The sequence below is a fragment of the Ralstonia sp. 25C genome (assembly GCF_051904805.1).
In the GTDB taxonomy this organism is placed as follows: domain Bacteria; phylum Pseudomonadota; class Gammaproteobacteria; order Burkholderiales; family Burkholderiaceae; genus Ralstonia.
Genome location: NZ_CP196737.1, coordinates 2,199,191 through 2,222,664, shown reverse-complemented (window position 1 = coordinate 2,222,664; position 23,474 = coordinate 2,199,191). Strand labels below are relative to the sequence as shown.

Sequence of the window (23,474 nt, the reverse complement as noted above, 5' to 3'; positions counted from 1 at the left end):
CATGCACATCGGTCTGCGCATCTTCTTCGGCTTCTTTTTGATCGTCGGCCTGGCCGCCTTCCTGACACTGCGCGTGTTCGTGCAGGAGGTCAAACCCGGCGTGCGGCAAGCCATGGAAGACACGCTGGTCGATACCGCCAACGTGCTGGCCGTGCTCGCCACCGAGGACATGAAGCAAGGCCATATCGCCAATGGCGCATTCGCGCGCCGGCTCGCCAAGCTCCGCAATGCTCCCACCGAGGCCAACATCTGGGGCCTCGCCAAGCGCGACCTCGGCTACCGCGTCTACATCACCGACGCCAAAGGGATCGTGCGTTTCGACACGGCCGGCACCGCGGTGGGCAGCGATTACTCGAAGTGGAACGATGTGTACCTGACGCTGCAAGGCAAGTACGGCGCCCGCAGCACACGCGCCATCGAAGGCGATGACAGCAGCACCGTCATGCACGTGGCCGCGCCCATTCGCGATGGCGACCGCATCATCGGCGCGCTGACCGTGGCCAAGCCCAACCTGGCGATGGCGCCCTTCATCGAGCGCAGCCAGCGCAAGATTCTGCTGCATGGCTTGCTGCTGATGGGCGTGGCGTTTGCCATCGGCATCGGCTGCACGCTGTGGCTGGTGCATGGTCTGCGTCAGCTGCAGCGCTATGCACGCGCGGTGGCCGTGGGCGAGCGCGCCGAGATGCCGCTACAGGGCGCGAACGAACTGGCCGAACTGGGCCGCGCGGTGGAAACGATGCGGCTGCGGCTGGAAGACAAGCAGTACGTCGAGCACTACATCCACACGCTCACGCACGAGATGAAGAGCCCGCTGGCCGCCATTGGTGGCGCTGCCGAACTGCTGCAGGAAGACATGCCGGCCGCCGACCGCGATCGTTTCGTCACCAACATCCAGCGCCAGACGCAGCGGCTCGAACAGATGATCGGCAAGCTGCTCGCGCTGGCCAGCGTGGAGCAACGCCAGCGCCTCGAAACACGCGAGCCTGTCGCGCTGGTTCCGCTGCTGAGCCAATTGCTGCGCGAGCTGGAACCGCGCGCCCGGCAACGCGCGCTGACGTTCTCGCTTCGCCCTGGGGACGATGCCTCGTCCGCCTTTTCTGTGCAAGGCGACCCATTCCTGCTGCGACAGGCCTGCGCCAACCTGATCGAGAACGCGCTCGACTTCGCCCCGGCGGGCAGCACGATTGATGTGACGGTCACGCAAGCCGGTGATGCAGAAACGCGGGCGCTCGTCGTTGAAGTCGGCGATCGTGGCCCGGGCATTCCTGACTACGCATTGCCGCGCCTGTTCGAGCGCTTCTACTCGTTGCCGCGCCCCGAGGGTCGCGACAAGAGCACGGGGCTCGGCCTGTGCTTCGTGCGCGAAGTGGCGATGCTGCACCACGGCGCCATCGTGCTCGCCAACCGCAGCGACGGCGGCACGCTCGCCACGCTGACGCTGCCCACCACCGGCTGACGCACACTTCACACCGGCTTCACACAGGCGCGGTGCCGGCACACATTGGGCACACGGTCGCTTCGTCGTCCACACACATCGGGCACCTACGCTGGCGGCATCCACACTCTCGTGCCCGCCGCTATGAACCGAGCCTTGCTGTACAAGTCCCTGATCACCGGATTCCTGATCCTGCTGATCCTCATTCCGCTGCAGATGGTCGGCGGGCTGGTGCACGAACGCGCCAGCTACCGCGATGAAGCCGAGCAGAGCATCTGGAGGAGCTATGCCGGCCCGCAAACCCTCACCGGGCCCGTGATCGTGCTGCCGTACAAAGAGGTCACCACGCAGAAGGTCTCTGAGGGTACCGACACAGCGGCGGAAGCCAGCGCCAAGCGCGCGGGAGCCGGTGATTCGGCACGCAGCTCGGTACGCACCACCACGCAATGGACCACCACCGACCACAAGCTGCTGATCTTTCCGCAAACGCTGCACGTCAACGCGGAGGTCACGCCCAGCGAGCGCTATCGCGGCATTCACAAACGCTCGTCTACGAAATGCAGAGCCACTGGACGGGCACCATCACGCTACCCTCGTCCAATGGCCTGACGAAATCAGCAGGCCACGTCCGCTTTGAGATCGGCAAACCCTACGTTGTGCTGGGCATTGCCGATACACGCGGGATCCTCACGCCCCCGGTGCTGGAGCTTGACGGCAAACGGCTCACGCTGGAGCAAGGCTCGCAGCTGGACAGACTGCCCCAAGGGCTGCACGCCGCAGTCGACCTGTCGCCCGGCGATGACCGCACCGTACCCTTCTCGCTCACGCTGCCGCTATTGGGCGCGCAGTCACTTGCCTTCGCGCCCATCGGTGACGAGAACGATATTTCGATCCACTCTCCATGGCCGCACCCGAGTTTCGACGGCAGCTTCTTGCCGCACACCCGTACCGTGGAGGCCAGTGGCTTTCGCGCCAACTGGAAGGTCACGGCCTTCAACACGAAGGCCCCGTCCCAACTGGCCGGCAGTGCACCGATGGACACCGGCGTGATGGACACGGTTTCGGTCAAGCTGATCGATCCGGTCAACGTCTACCTGCAGACCGATCGCGCGGTGAAGTACGGCCTGCTGTTCGTGCTGCTGACCTTTGCCGGCTTCTTTGTGTTCGAACTGATCAAGCAATTGCGCATCCATCCGATCCAGTACCTGCTGGTGGGCCTGGCGCTGGCGCTGTTCTTCCTGTTGCTGCTGAGTTTGTCCGAGCGCATCGCGTTCTGGCAGGCGTACCTGGGCGCCAGTGTCGCGTGCATTGGGCTGCAGGGCTTTTATCTGTCTGCCGTGCTGCATAGCTGGCGACGCGGGCTCACGTTCGCAGCGCTGCTCTCTGCGCTGTACGGTGCCCTCTACGGCCTGCTGCTCTCGGAAGACAACGCGTTGATGCTGGGCTCGGCCCTGCTGTTTGTGATCCTGGCCGCCATCATGGTGCTGACACGCCGTATCGATTGGTATGCGGCAAGCGCCGACCTGCTGCCTACTGCCAAGACCGTGGCCACGGCGGAACCGGCGGCGCATAACCCGCAAGCGTAACGCCGCATCTACATCAACAAGACGAGAGAACCGCACCATGCCCACTTACCTCCATTGCGCGCCGCCGGTGGCCCTCGCTGCCACGCTGGGCCGCCACCGGGTGCCCGTGAGCCTGTTGTTGACCGGCGTGGTCGCCAGCGTGCTGCCCGATATAGACATGCTCAACGTCTGGTATGGCGGCGCGCGCTACGGCGCCTTGCTGGGTCACCGTGGGCTGACCCATTCGATCGGATTCGCGCTAGGGCTCGGCGTGCTGGCGGCGCTTGCCGCCCGCCGCTGTGGCTGGCGCGCCGGCATCGCGTTCCTGTTCGTGGCGGCCAGCACCGTGTCGCATCCGCTACTGGACCTATTGACCGACCGCGGTATCGGCACGGCGCTGTTCTGGCCGTTGTCTGACCAGCGCGTCACGCTGCCATGGCGCCCACTGCCCCTGACGCACGCGGGCCTGTTCGGTACAACACGGTTCTGGTTGGAGTGCCGGTGGATCGGACTACCGCTCGCGGCAATGGCTGCGATAGGCGTGTTGATACGCTGTTGGGTTGACGCAGCAACCCGATCCCAGCACGCGCGCGTATGCACGCCCTCAAACAGCCGGAGTGCATCAAAGTCCTCCTCCAACCGGCAACCCGATGCTAGATTCACGCGACCATTTCATTCTGTTGAACGTCGCTGATCCCCATGAAAACCGTCCGTTCCACCCTCATGCACGGCCGACGCGGCGCGCTGCGCCACCTGGCCAAGCTCGGCGGCCTGTTGCTCACGGTGGCGCTGCCCTGGCTGCCACCCGCGCATGCGGGTGAGGCCAGCGCGGCAGTGCCGTTGCGCATCGCAGTCGATCCTGGCCACACGCCCGCACAGGGTGGTGCCATCGGTATCCGCGGGGTGCGGGAGGTCCGCTACAACGATGCCTTTGCCGCCAGACTTTGCGCGGCGCTGGAAGCCGCCGGCTTTCCAACGCTGCTGACGCGCGCGCCGAACCAGGAGATGACCCTGGATGCGCGTGCGGCGCGGGCCAACGCCTGGCATGCCGATCTGTTTCTTGCCATCCACCACGATTCGGCACAGCCGCAGTATCTGGAGACAATCCAGGCCGGCGCGCTGGAGGCCTATCGCACGCGCCAACCCATCGCCGGCTACTCGCTGTTCGTTTCCAAGCGCAATGCCCAGTTCTCGCGCAGCTACGCGTTCGCAGAACGCCTGGGCGATGCGCTGCGCCCGCTTGGGCGAGCCCCGGCGCAGCATCACGCTGAGCCGATCCCGGGAGAGAACCGGGAATGGCTCGACCGCCAACGCGGCATCTACCGCTTTGACGACTTGGTGGTACTGCGAAAAACGGAGATGCCAGCAGTCCTGCTGGAAGTGGGGGTGATCGTCGATGCCGGGGACGAAGCCGATGTCAGCGACGACGCTCACCGGCAGCGCATGGTGGAAGCCATCGTCAAGGCGGCGCGGGCCTATGCCGCAGACGGCATCGCAAAGAAATAACGCTGCCAGTCCAGCCCTGGGCTAAACACCCGACCGGGCTGGATGACCTTACATTGCGGCGAGCAACACCCGCAGCTGCGCCTCCACACCCTCCATCGGCGACTTGCGGAAGCCGCTCTTGGCATACCGATGCCAGCGCCCCAGCACCGCGCAAACGATCAGGTTGGCACGCGAAGCAATGTCTGCATCCGCGGGCCACGCGCCCTGCGTGACGGCCACGCGCAAGCTCTGCTTGAACGACGCCTCGATGCGATCCAGGCACTGCGCCATGCGCTCAGGCAGGCGTTCGTCTTCGCCGACGAGCGCGTCGCCCACCAGCACGCGCGTCATGCCGGGATTCTTGTCGGCAAACGACAGCAGCATGTGCGCGATGGCATGCGCCTGACGCAGGCCATGTTCTTCGCGCAGGGTGATCTGGTTGATGAGGCCGAAGACAGTTTGCTCGATGAACTCGATCAGGCCCTCGTACATCTGTGCCTTGCTGGCGAAATGCCGATAGAGCGCCGCCTCCGACACATCCAGCTTGGCGGCAAGCCCAGCCGTAGTGATCTTTTCAGCACGCGGGTGTTCCAGCATGCCCGCCAGCGTTTGCAGGATCTGCACGCGGCGCTCGCCCGGGCGCGGGCGCTTGCGGACGGGTGGCGGTGCTTCCATGACGGCTTCCGCGGCCAATTCAGCCGTGGAAAACCCGGTTTGCGCGTTGCTCATGACTTCCTGGCCCCTCTCCCGTTCCAAACGCGGAGTGATTCCTGCCTAGCCGCGTCGAACAAGCCTTCGTTTTAGTTGAAGCACCGATTTTACTTTCACGCTCACATAGCCGGGCCGGTTGGCGAACAAAATCGGCGTAGCGGCCGGCGGATGTGGTGAATTTGCACGCGCGCCCATTGCGGTCGCTTGCATTGGATGCAAGGCATCTGCAGCCGGCGTCGGCAACACGCCAGAGGCCACCCTGCGCAGATAGCCCGTCACCCAGACGGTGCGGATCCCCAGGCGCCGATAGCGTTTGAGGTGAGACAGCGTGTCTTCGACGAGGATGGCCCGCGAAGGCGCAATGCGCTCACGTGCCAGCAGCCGGCGCAGCATCAGCGGATCGGGCTTGGGACGCAGACGGCGGTGCACCCACATGTGCTCAACAGCGATTTCGCGCATGAAGGCGCGCTTCAGGCCAATGAGCTTCACCACCTCGCGCGCATAGGCGACGGGCGCGTTGGTCAGCAGGATCTTGCGCCCCGGCAGGGCGCGCAGCAGCTGGGCAAGGCCGCGTTCGGCGCGCACCATGGCGCGCAGATCATCAAAGGTATGTGCGTGGGCAAGGAAGTCCGCCGGGTCCACACCGTGATGGCGCACGAGACCGAGCAGCGTTGCGCCATAGCGGCGCCAGTAATCCACACGCACCTGGCTCGCCGTGGCTTCATCGGTGCCGAGGACGCGCGCCATGTAGGCCGTCATCAGCCGATTGATCTGCGGAAAGATCGCGTGCGAAGCGTGGTGGAGGGTGTTGTCGAGATCGAATAGCCAGACCGGCTGCCGGGCGGGCGCATCAGACGATTCGCCCGCCGGCACCTCGCGCGGCCAAGTGCGCGCAGCATGGCGCACCCGGGCCGCTCGGGTATGTCGCATCAGTGCGAGCGGATCATCGTGCCGAACGCCTGTTCGGTCAGGATTTCCAGCAGCAGCGAGTGCTCGATGCGGCCATCGACGATGTGCACCGAATTGACGCCGCTCTTGGCCGCATCCAGCGCCGACGAGATCTTCGGCAGCATGCCGCCCGAGATCGTGCCGTCGGCAAACAGCTCATCGATCTCGCGCGCCGACAGGTCGGTCAGCAAGTTGCCCTGCTTGTCCATCACGCCGGGGATGTTGGTCATCATGACCAGCTTCTCGGCCTTCAGGATCTCGGCCATCTTGCCGGCCACCACATCGGCGTTGATGTTGTAGGCCTGGCCTTCGTCAGAGAAGCCGATGGGCGAGATGACGGGAATGAACGCGTCGTCCTGCAGCGCCTTCACCACGGCCGGGTTGATCGTCTCGATGTCGCCCACGAAGCCGATGTCGATGAACTGGCCCGGCTTCTCGCGGTCCGGCATCTTCAGCTTCTTGGCGCGGATCAGGCCGCCGTCCTTGCCGGTCAGGCCGACCGCCTGGCCGCCGTACTGGTTGATCAGCATGACGATGTCCTGCTGGACTTCGCCGCCGAGCACCCATTCGACCACTTCCATGGTCTCTTCATCGGTCACGCGCATGCCCTGGATGAAGGTGCCTTGCTTACCGACCTTCTTCAGGGCTTCGTCGATCTGCGGACCGCCGCCGTGCACTACCACCGGGTTCATGCCGACCAGCTTGAGCAGGATCACGTCGCGCGCGAAACCGTGCTTGAGCTTCTCTTCCGTCATGGCGTTGCCGCCGTATTTGACGACGATGGTCTTGCCGTGGAACTTGCGAATATAGGGCAGAGCCTGCGCGAGAATTTCGGCCTTCAGCGCCGGCGCAATATGCGCGAGTTCGGGGGCGAGGCCAGCAGGGTCGGGGGCAGCAGAAGCGGTCATGACGGTGACATCCGGTTGGGCAGGTATGATGGAACGCCGAATGTCGCCTGCAACACAAAAAACGAAGCAGCCCATTTTCGGCAGGCGCGATTTTACAAGAAAAGCCCGTACGGTCCTGGCCGCAGCTTGTGTGCCCGTCAAACCGTTGCAAGCGAAGAACACCCTGGGGAAACATGGCCATCGCACCCGAGCAACTCAACGCCCTGCGCCCGCATCTGCTGCGCTTTGCGCAATTACAGTTGCGCGACAGCGCCCTGGCTGAAGACACCGTCGCCGACACGATCCTGGCGGTGCTCGAACACCCCGAGCGCTTTGCCGGCAACGCGTCGCTCAAGACGTATGTGATCGGCATCCTCAAGCACAAGATCATTGATGCGATCCGCTCGGGGCGGCGTGAAGTGCGTGTCTCGTTACTCGCCGGAGGTGAATCCGATGATGCCGACCAGCGCTCGGACGAGGCCGTCTTCGACAGCTTGTTCGCCGCCGACGGCCATTACGCCAGCCCGCCCTCCGACTGGGGCAACCCGGATGCAGCGCTGTCACGGCGCGAGTTCTTCGACGTGCTGCAGATGTGCGTTGACCGCCTGCCGCCGCGCGTGGGCCGCGTGTTCATGATGCGCGAGTGGCTGGAGCTGGAGACAGACGAAATCTGTCAGGAATTGGAGATCACCGCGACCAATGCCTGGGCACTGCTTTACCGTGCCCGCATGCGACTGCGCGAGTGCCTCGACCTGCACTGGTTCGGCAATCAGCCGGCCAGCGCCTGAACCGCAGACGCCAGAGTCGCATTACCGAGACCAAGATGCCGAACCGCTGGGGATTGCCCACCTGCCGAGAAGCCCACCGCATGCTGGTGGCCAAGATGGACCGCGAACTGCCGACGGCAGAACGCCTGCGCCTGCGTCTGCACCTGTTTGCGTGCGATGCGTGCACCCGGTTCTCACACCAGATGGGCGTGTTGCGCCAGGCCATGCACAAGCTCGGCCAGGACGATGATGGAGGCGGCCGCCCGTGAGCGGGTCAGCACCGAATACGGTCTGCGCGGTCTGCGGCGCCGAGTTGCGCTGTGGCGCCATCGGTGATGGCAAGCAGCCGGACGCGACGTGCTGGTGCATGGAAGAACCGCAGCTACCTGCCGGCGCGCTGCGTCCCGGACAGGGGTGCCTCTGCCCGCGTTGCCTGCGCGAGGCAATTGCGCAGACACGTGCTACGTCCGAACCTGACTAACTAGCCCAACTAGTCTTTGTCTTCGTCCAGCTTGCGCAGTGCGCGACGGACATCGGCCCGCCCGCGCTGGCGCTCCGCATGACCGCCTTCGGTGTGGGCTCCGGCCTTGCGGCCCCGGGCCAGCGGCACGAGGAAATTGCGCGGGCGCGCGCTGCTTGTTCCCGTTCGAGCCTTCGTTGAAGGCTCCATGCGGAAGGTGAGTTTCTGGCGGGTGCCGAGCGTTTTGTTAGCCATGGAATCGTTCCTTGCGTGGCTCGCAGCAACACCCGCCGCCAGCCATCAATGTTTGTGTTCGCCGCCGCTTTGGTCATGATCGTGCTTCATGGCAGGCATGTTGCCGGCCGTCAGGTCGCGCACCTTGGCGTCAACCTTCTGCTCGACGACGCGCTTGTCGGCGAGTTCCACCTTGAGCGTGAGCGGCACGGTGGTGTCCTTGGCCAGCGGCTGCTTCAGGTCCATCAACATCACGTGGTAGCCGCCCGGCTTCAGTTGCACGGTCTGGCCCTTGGGCAGGTCGAGCGACTGGACGGCGCGCATGCGCATCACGTTGCCTTCCATCTTCATCTCGTGAATCTCCGCCGTACCGGCCACCGGCGTCGACACGCCCACCACCTTGGCGCCGTCGGCGGCTTGCAGCGTCATGAACGCGCCGCTGGCAGTCTGGCCCGGCACCGTACCCCGCACCCACGCGTCCTGTACCGTCACTTGCGCGAACGCGGCGGCGCTGGCGAGCAGGCCGGCCCCCAGCAAGGCCAGACGGACAGAAGTACGGATCGATCGGGACTGCGTCATGAGAGGGCTCCTATCGAGGACTATCGGGAAAAACGTGCTGCGCATTAAAGCACAGGGGTCTTTGGAAGGGTCGTTGGGTGCACAATTGTGCGGCTGATTGACGCATCGTACGGGCCAGAACCGCGCGGTGTGCACGTTTACACTTGTCCGCCATGCTTTCCACCCTGTCTCTTGCCGCCCCGCTGCTGGATACGTCCAGTCTACGCCGCCTGTTTTGGCTGCGATGGAGCCTGCTGGCCACGCAGCTCGTGCTGATGCTGCTGGCGCCCATGGTGTTTGGCGTGCAGCTGCCGGTGGTGCCGCTACTCAGCGTGATGGGCATGCACGCCCTGTTCAACCTCGCCACCGGCCTGCGCATGCGCAGCGAACGGCCGGTGCGCCACATCGAGATCACCATCCAGCTGCTGGTGGACTTGAGCGCGCTGTCCGCCCTGCTGTACTTCACGGGCGGTGCGACCAACCCGTTTGTCTCGTTCTACCTGCCCGCGCTGGCGATTGCTGCGGCCATGCTGCCGATCGTGCACGTGATTGGCCTGACGCTGTATGCGCTGGCCGCCTACAGCATGATGCTCGGCCACTACGTCCCGCTGAAACTGCTGAACCAAGCCGATGCGGTGCCCTATCACCTGGCCGGCATGTGGATCGACTTTGTGGCCAGCAGCGCGATGATCGCCGGCTTTACCGCACGCCTGTCCGCCGCGCTGCGCGAGCGCGACGCTCAACTGACCGAAGCCCGTGAACGCCTGCTGCGCGACCAGCGCATCGAGGCGCTGATGTCGCAAGGCGCCAGCGTCGCGCACGAAATGGGCACGCCGCTGTCGACAGTGGCGGTCATCACCGGTGAGCTGCAGCACGATGCACGGCAACCGTCGTCCCCGCTGGCACCGTACCGCGAAGATTTGCGCGCCATCGAGCAGCAACTGGAACTGTGCCGCGCCGCGCTCGCCCGCCTGCAGCGCAAGCCCAATGACGGCGCATCCGAGCCGCTGGGCCAATGGCTGCCGGAGTTCACGCAGACCTGGCAATTGCGCCATCCAGACATCCGCCTGCACACCGAGATGTCACCGGCCGCGCAGGCCGTGGAGTTGGATGCGGTCAACGTCGGCCAGATCCTGACCATCCTGCTGGATAACGCCGCCCGCAGCCAGCAGCATGCGGGGCGCGATCTGGTGCCGCTGCTGCTGAGCGCCAAGATCGACGCAACGCAGGACGTATTGCGCGATGCGCCCCCGCAGATCGTGCTGTCCGTCGTCGACACGGGCCTTGGACTGCCGGAGGATTTGCGCGCGTCGCTGGGCCGCACACCCGTGCCGAGCCGGCATGGTGGTCACGGCATCGGCGTGTACCTGGCCGCCACCACGGCGCGCCGGCTGGGCGGCACGGTCGTGCTGCGCCCCAATCCACCGCAGGGTGCCATTGCCGAACTCCGCCTGCCGCTCGGCGGTCCCAAAGAACATGCGGCGCCGCCCATCATGGGCGCACCCACCCTTTTCACATAAGCGACCGCGTGGGTCATGTCACCCCCGCGGCTCGGAGAGAACACCATGCAACAACCCGCCCCCTTCCTGATCCTCGACGACGACGATGTGTTTGCGCAGACGCTGGCGCGCGCGCTGACGCGTCGCGGCTTCGCCCCGCAGATCGCGCATACCGGCGGCGAAGCGCTGGCGCTCGCACGCCAGACGCGCTTCGCCTACGTCACCGTCGACCTGCACCTCGCCACCAGCGACAAAGGTCTGATGCCACACGGCGGCACAGATTCCGGCCTGCACTGGATCGCCCCGCTGCGCCAAGCGCTGCCCGACGCGCGCATGCTGATCCTGACGGGCTACGCAAGCATCGCAACCGCCGTGCAAGCGGTGAAGCTGGGCGCGGATGAATACTTGGCCAAGCCGGCCAACGTGGATTCGATCCTGCTGGCGCTCCAGGTGGGTGTGTCCGAAGCGGTCGCAGAACAAACGATGGAAAACCCCGCGCCATTGTCGGTCGCGAGGTTGGAGTGGGAACACATTCAGCGCGTGCTGGCCGAGCACGGCGGCAACATCTCCGCCACGGCGCGCGCGCTGAACATGCACCGGCGCACGCTGCAGCGCAAGCTGGGCAAGCGGCCGGTCGCCAAGTAAGTCTTAGTCTTCCAAGTAAGTCTTAGCCTTACCAGCGCGTATCGCGCTCCCAGGCCTTGAGTTCGTCTTCGGCGCGCTCCTTGGTGTAGCCGTAGCGCTCCTGGATCTTGCCGGCGAGCTGGTCGCGCTTGCCGCGGATCACGGTCAGGTCATCGTCGGTGAGCTTGCCCCACTGCTCCTTGACCTTGCCCTTCGCTTGATCCCATTTGCCTTCGATCTGGTCCCAGTTCATCGCGTCCTCCGTATCGTTGAGACAAAAGTGGGGCGACCCGCGGGCCGCCCGTGTGGAAATTTGCGTGCGACTTACTTCTTGTACTTGGCGGCCACGTCGTTCTGGCACTTCGTCTTGGCGTCGCCCGACATGGCATCGCAGCGCTCCTTGGCGGCCTTGTAGTTGGCGTCGTTGGTGTCCTTGACGGCATCACGGCGCGCTTCGCTCACGTCCTTGGCGTTGCCCGTGGCCTTGGCATGGCTCACCTCTTCACCACCCTTGGCGCGCGTGTAGGCGGCCTTGGCGTCCTTCACACAGGTGTCCTTGTCGTTGCCCTTGAGCGCATCGCACTTGGTCTTGGCGACGTCGTAGTCAGCTTCGGCCTTTTCCTTGGCAGCGCGGTCGCGGGCAGCCTCGGTGCCATCACGTTCGGCCTTGGCATTGGCCTTGGCGACGTTGTAATCGCCCTTGGCCTGCGCGCGGCAGACATCGCGGTCGTTGCCCTTCATGGCGTCGCACTTGTCCTTGGCGACCTTGTAATCGGAATCGGCCTGCTTGACGGCGTTGTCATACGCCGCGCGTTTGGCGTCAGGGGGTGCGGAAGCACCGGTAGGCGCAGGCGTGAGCTGAGCGTGCGCCAGCCCCAACGGGGCGCAGGCGAGCACGCAACACAGGGCCAGGCGTTGGATCGGTTTCATTCGCGTTTCTCCTTGTCGTGGTGTTGGAGTCGCGCACGCGAGGTGCGCGGCGCGCATTCTTTTGCGGCACCACGCTCTTCAGCAGATAACGGACCTGACCCGGCCGGAGCCTGAGCAAACCCTTGTCGCCATTGGCTTGGCGGGCGCCCAAACAAAACGGGCCGCATCGTTTCCGATGCGGCCCGCTGGGCGCCGTAGGGCGTTGAGGTTGTCGAGATTACAGCACGTAGCGCGACAGATCTTCGTTGCCCGACAACTCGTTCAGACGCTCGTCAACGTATGCGGCATCAATGGTCACCGTCTCACCCGACGATTTGTGCGCGTGGAACGACAGGTCTTCCAGCAAGCGCTCCATCACCGTGTACAAACGACGTGCGCCGATGTTCTCGACCTTCTCATTCACCGAACATGCAATCTCTGCCAGGCGGTGAATGCCGTCTTCCGCGAAGACGAGGTCCACACCTTCGGTCTTCATCAGCGCCTGGTACTGCTTGGTCAGGCTCGCATCCGTTTGCGTCAGGATCGCACGGAAGTCTTCCACCGACAGCGAATCCAATTCCACGCGAATCGGGAAGCGGCCCTGCAGTTCTGGGATCAGGTCGCTCGGCTTGGACAGATGGAACGCGCCCGACGCAATGAACAGGATGTGATCGGTCTTGATCATTCCGTACTTGGTGTTGACGGTCGTGCCCTCCACCAGCGGCAGCAGGTCACGCTGCACGCCCTGGCGCGACACCTCGCCGCCACCGTGTTCGCTGCGGCTGGCAATCTTGTCGATCTCGTCCAAGAACACGATGCCGTTCTGCTCAACGTTGGCCACCGCCTTTTGCTTGAGCTCGTCTTCATTCACGAGCTTGGCGGCCTCTTCGTCGATCAGCAGCTTGAACGCCTCGGCCACCTTCATCTTGCGGCGGTTCTTCTTGCCCTGGCCCAGGCCCTGGAACATCGAGCGAATCTGCTCGGTCATGTCTTCCATACCGGGCGGGCCCATGATGTCCATGCTCGGCACACCGGCCGACACTTCCAGCTCGATCTCCTTGTCGTCGAGCTGGCCTTCACGCAGCTTCTTGCGGAAGGTCTGGCGCGCGGTGGAATCCTTCTCTTCCGGCTGCGCAAAACCGATGTCGCGCGGCGGCGGGATCAGCACGTCGAGGATGCGGTCTTCCGCGGCGTCTTCCGCCTTGGCGCGCACCTTCTTCATCTCGGATTCGCGCGTCTGCTTGACGGCCATCTCGGCCAGATCGCGCACGATGGTGTCCACATCACGGCCGACGTAACCCACCTCGGTGAACTTGGTCGCCTCGATCTTGATGAACGGCGCGTCGGCCAGCTTGGCCAGGCGGCGTGCGATCTCGGTCTTGCCCACGCCGGTCGGGCCGATCATGAGGATGTTCTTGGGCGTGATTTCCTGGCGCAGCGGGTCACCCACCTGCTGGCGGCGCCAGCGGTTGCGCAGCGCCACGGCCACCGCCTTCTTGGCCTTGTGCTGGCCGATGATGTGCTTGTCGAGTTCGGAGACGATCTCCGACGGCGTCATGGTTTCAGACATGGGAATCCTGTCGATGCGAGTTTGCGAGAGACGGCGCGGTTATTCGAGCGTCTCGATCACGAAATTGGTGTTGGTGTAGATGCACAACTCGCCGGCGATGCGCAGCGATTTTTCCACCACCTCGCGCGGAGCGAGATCGGTGTTCTCCATCAGCGCCTTGGCCGCCGATTGCGCGTACGAACCGCCCGAGCCGATCGCGGCAATGCCGCCTTCCGGATCGAGCACATCGCCGTTACCCGTGATGATGAGGGTGGCTTCGCGGTCGGCAACGATCAGCATCGCTTCCAGGTGGCGCAGGGCGCGGTCGGTGCGCCAGTCTTTGGCAAGGTTGACGGCGGAGCGCAGCAGGTTGCCCTGGTGCTTTTGCAGCTTGGCCTCGAAGCGGTCGAGCAGGGAGAAGGCATCGGCGGTGGCGCCGGCAAAACCGACCAGCACCTTGCCGTCGTAAATGGCGCGCACCTTGCGGGCGGTGCCCTTCATCACGATGTTGCCCAACGTGACTTGACCGTCGCCGCCGAGCGCGACCTGGTTGCCGCGCCGCACGCTGACGATGGTGGTGCCGTGATACTGTTCCATGCGCTTGTTCCTAGGGTCCGACCGACCCAACGTGGGCCGGCCAAAGAACTTCATACTTGGCGCCAGCCCCGAGGATTTCAAGCGCGATTTCGGCGCGGCGCACTGATTTTGTGCGCCGCAAATCGCTTGGTCGTGTCAGCGCGTGACGTCAAAGGCGTACGTGCGCTCATCCAGACGCGGCGTCACCGTATACCCCTTACGGGCCGCCCACACGTTGATGTTGAAGTACAGCGGGATCACACCGTTGTCGCGCATGCCGATCTCCGTGGCTTCCTGCAAGAGTTTCTCGCGCTTGGCGTCGTCGATGGTCTGCAGCGCTTCGGTCAGCTTGGCGTCCAGCGCGGAGTTGGAATAGCGCCCACGGTTGGATGCACCCCAGCCGCGCGCCGGGTCATAGGTCGCCAGCAGGGCCTTCAGACTGGAGCTGGCTTCACCGGTATCCGCGCCCCAACCTGCCAGCATGAGCGAAAACTCCAGCTTGTTGGCACGCGTAAAGAAGGTGGCTGACGGCATGGCCTCCACCTTGGTCGCAATGCCCACGCGCGACAGCATGGACGCGACAACCTGCGCAACGCGGTCATCGTTCACGTAGCGGTTGTTGGTCGCATGCAGGGTGATAGCGAAACCGTCGGGATAGCCGGCCTGGGCCAGCAGCTTCTTGGCGGCAGCCGCATCGGCCACCGGCGCCTTGAGGCCCGGCACATGGCCGAACAGCGCGTTGTTGACGAGCTGACCGGTCGGCTCGGCGGCGCCTTCCATCACGCGGTCCACAATGGCCTGGCGCGAAATCGCCAGAGAAATCGCCTGCCGCACGCGCGGGTCCTTCAGCGGATTCTTCGCCAGCGGCTTGCCCGCCTTGTCGGTCACGAACGGCGAGACATCGCGGTTCGAATCCAGGTGCAGATACATCAATCGGAACACGGGCATCTTGAACACCGACACCGCCGGGTCACTCGACAGCTTCTTGATGTCGGAGGTCGGCACGTTCTCAATGACCTGCACATCGCCGGCCAGCAATGCAGCCACGCGCGACGGGTCGGCGGTCAGGATGCGCAGCGTTACGCGATCCCACTGCGGCTTCTTGCCCCAGTAGCCATCAAAACGCGCCAGCTCCACCCGGTCGCCCTTGGCGAACGAGACGAACTTATACGGCCCCGTCCCGACCAGCGCGCGGCCGTTGTTGAAATCGTCGGGGCCGGCTTTTTCTGCCACCTTTTTCGACACCATGTCGATGGTCGACAGATCGTTCGGCAGCAGGGGATACGGGCCGTTGGTGGTGATGCGCACGGTCAGCTTGTCGACCGCCGTCACCTCCTTGAAGCCGCGCGTGTAGATCGTGAACGGCGACGGGCTGTTCTTGATGGTGGCCGGCCGCGCCAGCGAATACACGACATCGGCCGAGGTGAACTCGCTGCCATCATGGAAATGCACGCCGGGGCGCAGCTTGACCTCCCACACCGTGTCGCTCACGGCCTTCCACGAGGTGGCGAGGCCGGGCTTCATGCGCATCTTCTCGTCCTTCGCGATCAGCGTTTCGAACATGTGCTCGGCCACATTCGAATTGGGCGTGACGTTATGGAAGTGCGGATCGAGCGAGGTGATATCGCCGGACATCCCCACGACGAGCGTGGTCGGCGTCTGAGCCTGGACGGCAACCGGCACAGTGGCCGTGAAGGACAGCACAGCGGCCACACTCGCGGCGCGCAGCAAACGCAGAACCGGCATGACAACTCCCGAAAGTTCGTGACGAAAACAAAACGTTCGGGGATTGTCCGGACCGGAGGATGCCGGTGTCAACGGCGGTGAAGCAGGGTGTTGCGATGCTCAGTGGTGGTGCCCGCAGTCGCAGTCGTCACCGTGTTGGTGATCGTGGTCGCCATCCCCGTCTTCGTCATCGTGATCATCGAAGGCCCAGGCGGGGAAGGGATCGGGCAGTGCGGCCCACGCGTCGGGGCCGGCCGCCATTTCGGCGTCGGTCAGCAGGCAGGCGTCGAGCTGCGCGATGAGCGCAGCTTCATCCAGGTCGGTGCCGATGAAGACGAGCTCCTGGCGACGGTCGCCCCACGGCGCAGGTGCACTGTTGTCGTGCAGCTTGTCCATGATGTCAGCGCGGGCTTCTTCGTCGTCCGGCCATTCGGCCTCATCGACTGCTGCCCACCACGCGCCCGCGCCGCCATGGCGCATCACGCCGCCGGCCTGGCCCCAACTGCCGGCCGTGTCCATGCGCGACGCCAGCCAAAAATAGCCCTTCGAGCGCAGCACGCGACCATGTTCGCGCAGCCATTCGGTGTGCATTAGATCCCACAGGCGCTGCGGGTGGAACGGCACGCGGCGGCGATAGACGAAGCTGCGGATGCCGAGCGCCTCCGTCTCGGGCACGTGTTCGCCGCGCAGTTCAGCCAGCCACGCGGGCGCCGCCGATGCCGCATCAAAGTCGAAGCGGTGGGTGTTCAGAATGGCGTCCAGCGGCACCTTGCCGAACGACGCCGGCACGATGTGCGCACGCGGGTTCAGCGAATGCAGAATGCCCGCCAGGCGCGCACGCTCGGCGTCGCTCACGAGATCGATCTTGTTGAGCACGATCACGTCGCAGAACTCCACCTGCTCGATCAGCAGATCGACCACGGTGCGGTCGTCGTCTTCATCGCGAGCCTGGCCGCGGTCGGACAGGAAATCCGCAGCATCGTAATCGGCCAGGAAGTGCTGGGCGTCGACCACCGTCACCATCGTGTCCAGGCGTGCAAGGTCGGACAGCACGTCGCCTTCGGCATCTTCAAACGTGAAGGTCTCGGCGATCGGCAGCGGCTCGGCCACGCCGGTGGATTCGATCAGCAGGTAGTCGAAGCGGTCTTCCCGTGCGAGGCGGGCGATCTCGTCGAGCAGGTCTTCGCGCAGCGTGCAGCAGATGCAGCCATTCGACAGCTCGACCATGCGCTCGTCGGTGCGCGAAAGCTGGGCACTGGTGGCCGTACCGTCGCCGACGAGCTGCGCGTCGATGTTGACGTCCGACAGATCGTTGACGATCACGGCCACGCGCTTGCCCTCGCGGTTGGCGAGCACGTGGTTGAGCAGCGTGGTCTTGCCGGCGCCCAGGAAGCCGGACAGCACGGTAACGGGAAGCGGACGGGACATGATCGGTGACCCTGATTTGTGGCCAAACAAAGCAAACAGCCCGGTGGGCAACCGGGCTGCAGATTCAAACAGATGCGACGCGTGCGTCAGTCACCCATCAACTTCTGGCGCTTTTCGCGGCGCTCTTGCGCCTCCAGCGACAGGTTGGCGGTGGGGCGTGCAAGCAAACGCGGAATGCCGATCGGCTCGCCGGTTTCGTCGCAGTAGCCGTAGTCGTTGGCGTCAATGCGGGCGATCGACTGTTCGACCTTCTTGAGCAGCTTGCGCTCGCGATCGCGCGTACGCAGCTCCAGCGCGTGCTCTTCCTCGATGGTGGCACGGTCAGCCGGGTCCGGCACCACGACGGTCTCGCGCAGGTCGCTGACGGTCTGGTTGGCATTCGCGAGAATTTCGTCGCGCATTTTTACAAGCCGGTCCTTGAAGAAGGCGAGCTGCGCCTCGTTCATGTAATCCTTGTCGCTCATCTTCAGGATTTCGGCTTCGGTGAGTAGTTTCTTGCTGCTCATGGTTGCTGCAGATGATCCTGGTAAATCGCGCGCCGTGTCGGCTGTCGCGTCGTCCTTGCGCGGGGATGCGTTGGACTCATTCTGGCTGGCGGCGGACTTGCCGCCTCGCGCGCCTCCTTTTGCCTCTCCCGCAGCGGCGCCCCCTGCCGCTTTTCTACGGGTGGCTGGCGCAGCCTGGGCTGCTGCCGACTCCGTTTTGGACTGCCCGGCACCGCCGTTGGCGCCGCGCCCTTCCTTGGTCTTAGTCACCATCGCCTGCTCTCCTGTCGGACGTGCTTCGGACGACGTGCTTCTGAATCGACCTATTGTAGCTGAACGATATTAACCGAACTATCGGAGAAACACGGACAGGAAATCCGGCCCGGATTCTGCCCGAAAGCGCCCGGCGAGGCCACCCGAAAGAAGGGGAAAAGCAGCCAAATCAGGCCAGACAGTTCTCCAATCCTTTCAGAATCGTTTCGCGCGGCAAGTCTACGCCGATGAACACCATGCGGTTGGAAGGGGTCTCGCCGTCCCATTTGCCGCCCACGTCGCTGCCCATGAGCTGGTGCACGCCCTGGAAGACGACCTTGCGGTCGACGCCTTCCATATACAGCACGCCCTTGTAGCGCAGCAGCTTCTCGCCGTAGATGTTCAGCACGCCGGAGAGGAACTCCTCCAGCTTGGTGTAGTTGAAGGGCCGGTCGCTGCGGAAAACGAACGAGGCGATGCGGTCCGTATGGTGGGCATGGCCGTGGTGATGGTGATGGCCGTGACCATGGTGGTCATGATCATGGTCGTGATCGCAGTCGGCCGAGCAGGCGTGGTCATGCCCGTGGTCGTGATCATGATCGTGGCCATCTTCGCGCAGGAAGTCCGGGTCGATCTCCAGCTTGGCGTTCAGGTTGAAGCCGCGCAGGTCGAAGATGGTGTCAATCGGCGCCTCGCCAAAGTTGGCGGTGCGGATCGGGGCGCGCGGGTTCATGTGCAGCAGGCGGTGGCGCAGCGCGTCCACATCGTCGGCCGACACCAGATCGCTCTTGGTGATGAAGATGGCGTCGGCAAAACCCACCTGGCGCTGTGCCTCTTCCTGCTTGTCGAGCTGCATGTTGCCGTGCTTGGCGTCGACCAGCGTGATGACGGCATCCAGCAGGTAGCGGCTGGCGATCTCGTCGTCCATGAAGAAGGTCTGCGCGACGGGGCCGGGGTTGGCCACGCCAGTGGTCTCGATGACGACGCGGTCGAACTGGACCTCGCCCTTGTCGCGGCGCGTGAGCAGGTCGGACAAGCCCTTCACCAAGTCACCGCGGATGGTGCAGCAGATGCAGCCGTTGCTCATCTGCACGATCTGCTCGTTGCCGTCCTGCACGAGGATGTCGTTGTCGATGTTTTCTTCGCCGAACTCGTTTTCGATCACGGCGATCTTCATGCCGTGGTGCTCGTTCAGGATGCGCTTGAGCAGCGTGGTCTTACCGCTGCCGAGAAAGCCCGTCAGGATGGTGACCGGGATCATTTTGGACATGGTGCGTTTCCTTGTGGCGAGCCGGCGCCGCAATCGGCGCAGCAGCCCTTGATGGTGAGTTCGGCATGGTCAGCCGCGAAGCCGGCGGGAAGGGCGGCCTTCGGCATCACAGGCGGTTCGGCCGCTTCCAAGCAGAAGTCGCGCCCGCATTGCATGCAATGAAAGTGGCTGTGCGAGCGGTGCGCCGCTTCCCGCGCGGCATCGTGCTCGGCCAGGCTGAAGCGGAAGACGCGATCGGCGCCGGCCGTCTTGTGGACGATGCCGCCGGCCACCAGCCAGTCGAGCACGCGGTAGACCGTCACGCGGTCGATACCGGAGTCGTCCGGTAACGCGTCGCAGACGGCCTGGTGCGAGAGCGGCTCGGCGCCCTCCATCAGCACGGCCAGCACGCGCACGCGGGGCTCGGTCACGCGGCTGCCCAAGCCGCGCAGGCGCGCGCGGGCCATCGCCTCGGGCGAATCGGCTTGAGATGTGATGGAGGCGTCGCGTGTAGCGGGGGTGTTCATGCGCGGGATTGTCCCACGGCCGAACGGTTACTGCAATTGAGTTGCAACTGGGCGGCCTTGCACCGCCCAGGGTTTCTGTTCTAGCGACTACGTCGCAAACACCAAACACACCGGCGTCGGCAGCTTCGCCACCACCACCGGCTGGTCCAGCTTGCCGGTCTGCCCGTCGATGCGCAGCCGCAGGATCGTGTCGCCCTTTTGGTTGAGCACGTAGAGGTAGCTGCCGTCGGCGGACATCGTCATCGCGCGCGGGAAGCGCACGCCTTCGCTCCAGTACTGAAGCGGCGCGAGTTTGCCCGAGGCGTCGACGCTGAACGCGGCGACGCTGTCGGCCAGTGGGTGGTCGGACTTCAGCTTGCGGTTGCTCGCATAGAGGAAGCGCCCGGACGGGTGCATCAGGATCTCGGCGCCGCTCTTCTGGCCCGTGTAATCCGCAGGGGTGGTGGAGATGCGCTGGCGCTCTTCCGACACATGGCCGGTGGCCGGGTCGTAACCGTGGCAGGCGACGGAGCCTTCCAGTTCGTTGATGACGTAGAGCAGCTTGCCTTGCGGATGCAGGGCCAGATGGCGCGGACCGCTACCGGGCTTGAGCTGTGCGCGGTCACGCGGGGCGAGCTTGCCGTTTTCAATGGCGAACACATTGATGCGGTCGGTGCCCAGGTCGGTGCCGATCACGTGGCCGCCGGTGGTGTCGAACAGCATCATGTGCGCGTGCGGCGCTTCCTGTTCGGGGCGTGGGCCGGAGCCGGTGTCCTTGAAGATGCCGGTCACGGTGCCGAGCTTGCCGTCCTCGCCGATCGGCAGGAGGTTGTACGCGCCGCCGCTGTAGATCGACACGCATAGGTGTCGCCCGTCCGGCGAGACCACCACATGCGCCGGGTTCGTGCCCGACAGCGACAGCGGTTGCCGGTTGAGCAGCGTCAGCTTGCCGTCGTGCGGGTCGATGGCATAGGCCTCGGCGCTGCCGTTCGGGCGGCCTTCGTAGACTTCGAGTTCGTTGATGGCGTACAGAAAACGCTGATTCGGGTGCACGGCCAAAAACGACGGGTTGGCGCTCTCGACCACCTGCACCTGCGTCCACGCATCGCCGCGCGGGGCGAGCACGTAGATACCGCGTGCGGCCGGCCCACCGGCGGTGCCGCCCGGCGCGTTGAACGTGTAAGTGCCGACATAGGCGAAGCGCGGCGGGCGCATGGCGGCAGCAGGCTGCGCGCCGGACGCGGCGGGCTGTTCACCGGCTTGCGCCAGCACGGTTTTGGGAAGAGCGCCCAGCAAGGGCAGGCTACCGGTCCACTGCATGAAGGTTCGACGCGTTGGGGATTGGCGATTGGTCATTGGGTGGCTCCTCCTCACGCACGCACGGACATCGCGTGGTGGAAGATGTTGTTCGGATCATACCGGCGCTTCACATCCTGCAGAAACGCGTACAGGTCACCACTGCCGTAGTAGAGCTGCGGCCAGAACGGGTAGGCGAGCATGTCGACGTCGGGGTAGTTGATGTAGCAGCCCTCATACCGGTCGCCGGGGTAGGGCGTGCCGCTGTGCGGGGCGGGCACGTCGGGGGCGCCGTAGACGTCGCGGTAGAAGTCGTTGATCCAGCGGAGGTGGCCGGCGTCGTCAGCAGCGGACGCCCAATAGGTCTGGTATTGCAGCTTCATGATGGACGCGCGCTGCGCCACCGCGGTATCGCCGATACGCTCTGTCTTGTTGACGGCGCCGCCGTACGAATCCACTTGCAGCAGCGATTGGCTCAGGTCCACGCCGGGCATCGTCCGCGTGAGATGCGTGTAGATGCGCTGTGCCTCGTGCGTCGTGAAGCCGCGCTTCATGTAGGCCGATTTGTACTTGCCGCGCTGATTGGCGCCCGAGCCGTTCAGGTACTGCGTGGCCGTCAGCCAGTCGTACTGCACGATGGTGTGCGGCTTGGAGCAGAGCAACTGCCCCACGCCCTGCTTGTGCGCGGGCCCATAGCCGGGCGGGCGACCCTTGACCGGCGTCGGCGCACAGGCCTGGAAGCGGCTCAAAAAATCGTTAAGGACAGAGAGATCGCGGCACGTGCCATCGAGGTTGCAGAACTGCGTGAGCAGCACGATCTGCCCGGCCGATTTGTGCGTGAGTTTGAGCAGCGAGAACATGCCCCAGGTGTCCGGGTCCTTGCCGCGCGTTTCCCAGTACTCGCCATAGATGTGCAGCAGTTCGGCAAAGCGCTGCGGTGTCATGGTGGCCCAATCGAACGCGACCGTGGCCAGTGCCACCTCCTGCGGCGCTGCGGGCAGCTTGGCGAAGGTGTAGCCGGTGATGACACCGAAATTGCCGCCGCCCGCGCCGCGGCACGCGCGAAAGAGGTCCGGATCGTGCGCCGCATCCACGGTGCGTGCAACCGCCTTGCCCGTCTTGTCGACAGTGACAATGTCCACGGCCGAAAGCCAATCCACCGTCAGCCCTTGCAGCCGCGAGAGCAGCCCATACCCGCCGCCGCAGATATGCCCGCCCGCGCCCACCGAGTAGCACGAGCCGCCGGGCAGCGTCACGTTGTGGCGCTTGTACAGCTCGAGGTAGCCGTTCCAGTTCTGCGTGCCGGCGGGAATGCGCACCGAGCCGTCGGCGCGCACCTCGGGCGTAGCGAGCAGGCTCAGATCGACAATCGTGCCGTCGGGGTTGTTGGAGACGAAGTCCTCATAGCAATGCCCGCCGCTGCGTACCGTCGGGCGCTGGCCCGCGTTGATGATGCGCTGCACGGCGGGCACCACGTCGTCGGCTTTCTCAATGAGGGCGATGCGGCCGGCGGCCTGCGCATCGGTGGCCGGCCAGCGCAGGTTGAAGCCATGTTTGAGCGTGTTGTAGCGCGGGTCCTGGCGCGTCACATCCAGTGTCATCAGCGACTCCCATGAAGGGCGTTTGCGCAAGCATTGCGCAAACAAAGTTGGGTTCGGACGTTGTGGCGTCCGGCGGTTCCAACTTAGTCGCTCGCGCGCCCGGCTTCCATTCGATGGAGCGCGATGCTGGCTCAGCGCATCTGATGCGCAAGCCACGCCACAACGCGTGCGGCTGTCGGCTCCCATAGCGGACGCACCAACCAGCCAGCGGCCACCCAGGCGAGCGCCACGACGATGAGGTCGCAGCGACCGCTCTTCCACAGGTTCAGGGAATGGCGCCCCCAGATCCAGGGCACGCCCAGGGGGTTCGGCCAATCGGCCAGCAGGTGCATCAGCCCGCCGCAGGCAAAGCCGAACAGCAGCGGCGCCCACAGGTGGCCATGGCCGAGCGCTTGATACGACAGCACCAGCGCCGCAATCCAGCCAATGCCCCAGTGCGTGGCGGTACGGTGCGTGATCCAGAGTCGTCGTGCTGGGCTCCACCACGCGACCTCCATCCAGTCAGGCGCCGTGCTGCCAGCCACCGCCGCGCAAAACGCGACGATCGGGCCGAGATGTTCGAGGGAAGTGTGGGAAGCCTGTGCGACGAAGGTGGCGGCAATCACACCCGCCGCCCAGCCCGTCGCATGATGGGCAGCGTTGGAAGCCATTGCCGTGATGCGGAAAACGAAGGGTCCGCATCTTCGCAATTGAGGCTTGCCGGGACAAGCCAAAAATTGCGACAA

Annotated in this window: 25 protein-coding genes and 1 pseudogene; 9 read left to right on the top strand and 17 right to left on the bottom strand. The window is 64.7% G+C overall.

The window, feature by feature from the left end; translation table 11 throughout:
• The first annotated feature begins 1 nt into the window (after position 1).
• From creC to ACS7SF_RS10345, 4 genes and pseudogenes are all read left to right on the top strand, one after another.
• On the top strand, positions 2-1,456 hold the full coding sequence (gene creC / locus ACS7SF_RS10360) for a two-component system sensor histidine kinase CreC (protein ID WP_439889705.1): 1,455 nt from the start codon (positions 2-4) through the stop codon (positions 1,454-1,456).
• Between the two features lie 123 nt (positions 1,457-1,579).
• Positions 1,580-3,021: pseudogene (gene creD / locus ACS7SF_RS10355) on the top strand (cell envelope integrity protein CreD).
• 37 nt (positions 3,022-3,058) lie between these two features.
• A complete protein-coding gene (locus ACS7SF_RS10350) occupies positions 3,059-3,694 on the top strand; it encodes a metal-dependent hydrolase (protein WP_439889704.1) in 636 nt (211 codons plus the stop codon).
• Between the two features lie 5 nt (positions 3,695-3,699).
• Positions 3,700-4,506 carry an N-acetylmuramoyl-L-alanine amidase family protein gene (locus ACS7SF_RS10345; protein ID WP_439889703.1) on the top strand — a complete coding sequence of 269 codons (807 nt, stop codon included), beginning with the start codon at positions 3,700-3,702 and terminating at the stop codon, positions 4,504-4,506.
• Between the two features lie 48 nt (positions 4,507-4,554).
• On the opposite strand, the gene slmA is transcribed toward ACS7SF_RS10345, so the two are convergent.
• Genes slmA through argB form a run of 3 tightly spaced genes read right to left on the bottom strand, consistent with a single transcriptional unit; the run spans position 4,555 to position 7,052 of the window.
• Positions 4,555-5,214, bottom strand: a complete 660-nt coding sequence (gene slmA, locus ACS7SF_RS10340) for a nucleoid occlusion factor SlmA (protein ID WP_439889702.1) — start codon at positions 5,212-5,214, stop codon at positions 4,555-4,557.
• Between the two features lie 45 nt (positions 5,215-5,259).
• A complete protein-coding gene (locus ACS7SF_RS10335) occupies positions 5,260-6,126 on the bottom strand; it encodes a pyrimidine 5'-nucleotidase (RefSeq protein ID WP_439889701.1) in 867 nt (288 codons plus the stop codon).
• Positions 6,126-7,052 carry an acetylglutamate kinase gene (gene argB / locus ACS7SF_RS10330; RefSeq protein ID WP_439889700.1) on the bottom strand — a complete coding sequence of 309 codons (927 nt, stop codon included), beginning with the start codon at positions 7,050-7,052 and terminating at the stop codon, positions 6,126-6,128. The genes ACS7SF_RS10335 and argB overlap by 1 nt, the downstream gene beginning before the upstream one ends.
• Positions 7,053-7,225: 173 nt before the next feature.
• Here argB and ACS7SF_RS10325 point away from each other — a divergent pair, with 173 nt between their 5' ends.
• Genes ACS7SF_RS10325 through ACS7SF_RS10315 form a run of 3 tightly spaced genes read left to right on the top strand, consistent with a single transcriptional unit; the run spans position 7,226 to position 8,279 of the window.
• On the top strand, positions 7,226-7,819 hold the full coding sequence (locus tag ACS7SF_RS10325) for a sigma-70 family RNA polymerase sigma factor (RefSeq protein WP_439889699.1): 594 nt from the start codon (positions 7,226-7,228) through the stop codon (positions 7,817-7,819).
• 35 nt (positions 7,820-7,854) lie between these two features.
• On the top strand, positions 7,855-8,067 hold the full coding sequence (locus ACS7SF_RS10320) for a zf-HC2 domain-containing protein (RefSeq protein ID WP_439889698.1): 213 nt from the start codon (positions 7,855-7,857) through the stop codon (positions 8,065-8,067).
• Positions 8,064-8,279, top strand: coding sequence for a cysteine-rich CWC family protein (locus tag ACS7SF_RS10315; protein ID WP_439889697.1), 216 nt, complete (start codon positions 8,064-8,066; stop codon positions 8,277-8,279). Before ACS7SF_RS10320 ends, ACS7SF_RS10315 begins: the two co-directional genes overlap by 4 nt.
• Before the next feature lie 9 nt (positions 8,280-8,288).
• Here ACS7SF_RS10315 and ACS7SF_RS10310 read toward each other — a convergent pair whose 3' ends face one another.
• Both ACS7SF_RS10310 and ACS7SF_RS10305 read right to left on the bottom strand, forming a co-directional pair.
• A complete protein-coding gene (locus ACS7SF_RS10310) occupies positions 8,289-8,513 on the bottom strand; it encodes a hypothetical protein (RefSeq protein ID WP_439889696.1) in 225 nt (74 codons plus the stop codon).
• Positions 8,514-8,558: 45 nt separating this feature from the next.
• The gene (locus tag ACS7SF_RS10305; RefSeq protein ID WP_439889695.1) at positions 8,559-9,071 is read right to left on the bottom strand and encodes a copper chaperone PCu(A)C; all 513 of its coding nucleotides are present in this window, start codon (positions 9,069-9,071) and stop codon (positions 8,559-8,561) included.
• 152 nt (positions 9,072-9,223) lie between these two features.
• Here ACS7SF_RS10305 and ACS7SF_RS10300 point away from each other — a divergent pair, with 152 nt between their 5' ends.
• Both ACS7SF_RS10300 and ACS7SF_RS10295 read left to right on the top strand, forming a co-directional pair.
• Positions 9,224-10,570: an ATP-binding protein gene (locus ACS7SF_RS10300; protein ID WP_439889694.1), complete on the top strand. Its 1,347-nt coding sequence runs from the start codon at positions 9,224-9,226 to the stop codon at positions 10,568-10,570.
• 45 nt (positions 10,571-10,615) lie between these two features.
• Positions 10,616-11,194, top strand: a complete 579-nt coding sequence (locus ACS7SF_RS10295; RefSeq protein WP_426396181.1) for a response regulator transcription factor — start codon at positions 10,616-10,618, stop codon at positions 11,192-11,194.
• A gap of 28 nt (positions 11,195-11,222) precedes the next feature.
• On the opposite strand, the gene ACS7SF_RS10290 is transcribed toward ACS7SF_RS10295, so the two are convergent.
• The 12 genes from ACS7SF_RS10290 to ACS7SF_RS10235 all read right to left on the bottom strand — a co-directional run bounded on the left by ACS7SF_RS10290 (position 11,223) and on the right by ACS7SF_RS10235 (position 23,399).
• Positions 11,223-11,426, bottom strand: a complete 204-nt coding sequence (locus ACS7SF_RS10290) for a CsbD family protein (RefSeq protein ID WP_426396179.1) — start codon at positions 11,424-11,426, stop codon at positions 11,223-11,225.
• 71 nt (positions 11,427-11,497) lie between these two features.
• Entirely contained in the window at positions 11,498-12,103 is a 606-nt protein-coding gene (locus tag ACS7SF_RS10285) for a hypothetical protein (protein WP_439889693.1), read from the bottom strand.
• A gap of 217 nt (positions 12,104-12,320) precedes the next feature.
• Positions 12,321-13,652, bottom strand: a complete 1,332-nt coding sequence (hslU, locus tag ACS7SF_RS10280; protein ID WP_426396176.1) for an ATP-dependent protease ATPase subunit HslU — start codon at positions 13,650-13,652, stop codon at positions 12,321-12,323.
• Positions 13,653-13,691: 39 nt separating this feature from the next.
• Complete coding sequence (gene hslV / locus ACS7SF_RS10275) at positions 13,692-14,228, bottom strand: ATP-dependent protease subunit HslV (RefSeq protein WP_439889692.1); 537 nt, start codon at positions 14,226-14,228, stop codon at positions 13,692-13,694.
• 135 nt (positions 14,229-14,363) lie between these two features.
• A complete protein-coding gene (locus ACS7SF_RS10270; protein ID WP_439889691.1) occupies positions 14,364-15,953 on the bottom strand; it encodes an ABC transporter substrate-binding protein in 1,590 nt (529 codons plus the stop codon).
• Between the two features lie 99 nt (positions 15,954-16,052).
• Positions 16,053-17,360 (bottom strand): zinc metallochaperone GTPase ZigA, encoded by a 1,308-nt coding sequence (gene zigA / locus ACS7SF_RS10265; RefSeq protein ID WP_439889690.1) that lies wholly within the window; start codon positions 17,358-17,360, stop codon positions 16,053-16,055.
• An 86-nt stretch (positions 17,361-17,446) separates the two neighbouring features.
• Complete coding sequence (gene dksA, locus ACS7SF_RS10260; RefSeq protein WP_426398888.1) at positions 17,447-17,866, bottom strand: RNA polymerase-binding protein DksA; 420 nt, start codon at positions 17,864-17,866, stop codon at positions 17,447-17,449.
• A gap of 421 nt (positions 17,867-18,287) precedes the next feature.
• The gene (locus ACS7SF_RS10255) at positions 18,288-19,367 is read right to left on the bottom strand and encodes a CobW family GTP-binding protein (RefSeq protein ID WP_439889689.1); all 1,080 of its coding nucleotides are present in this window, start codon (positions 19,365-19,367) and stop codon (positions 18,288-18,290) included.
• Complete coding sequence (locus ACS7SF_RS10250; RefSeq protein WP_439889688.1) at positions 19,355-19,873, bottom strand: Fur family transcriptional regulator; 519 nt, start codon at positions 19,871-19,873, stop codon at positions 19,355-19,357. Before ACS7SF_RS10250 ends, ACS7SF_RS10255 begins: the two co-directional genes overlap by 13 nt.
• 87 nt (positions 19,874-19,960) lie before the next feature.
• Positions 19,961-21,208: a lactonase family protein gene (locus ACS7SF_RS10245; RefSeq protein WP_439889687.1), complete on the bottom strand. Its 1,248-nt coding sequence runs from the start codon at positions 21,206-21,208 to the stop codon at positions 19,961-19,963.
• Between the two features lie 14 nt (positions 21,209-21,222).
• On the bottom strand, positions 21,223-22,749 hold the full coding sequence (locus ACS7SF_RS10240) for an FAD-dependent oxidoreductase (protein WP_439889686.1): 1,527 nt from the start codon (positions 22,747-22,749) through the stop codon (positions 21,223-21,225).
• Between the two features lie 131 nt (positions 22,750-22,880).
• Entirely contained in the window at positions 22,881-23,399 is a 519-nt protein-coding gene (locus ACS7SF_RS10235) for a metal-dependent hydrolase (protein ID WP_439889685.1), read from the bottom strand.
• Between the last annotated feature and the right edge of the window lie 75 nt (positions 23,400-23,474).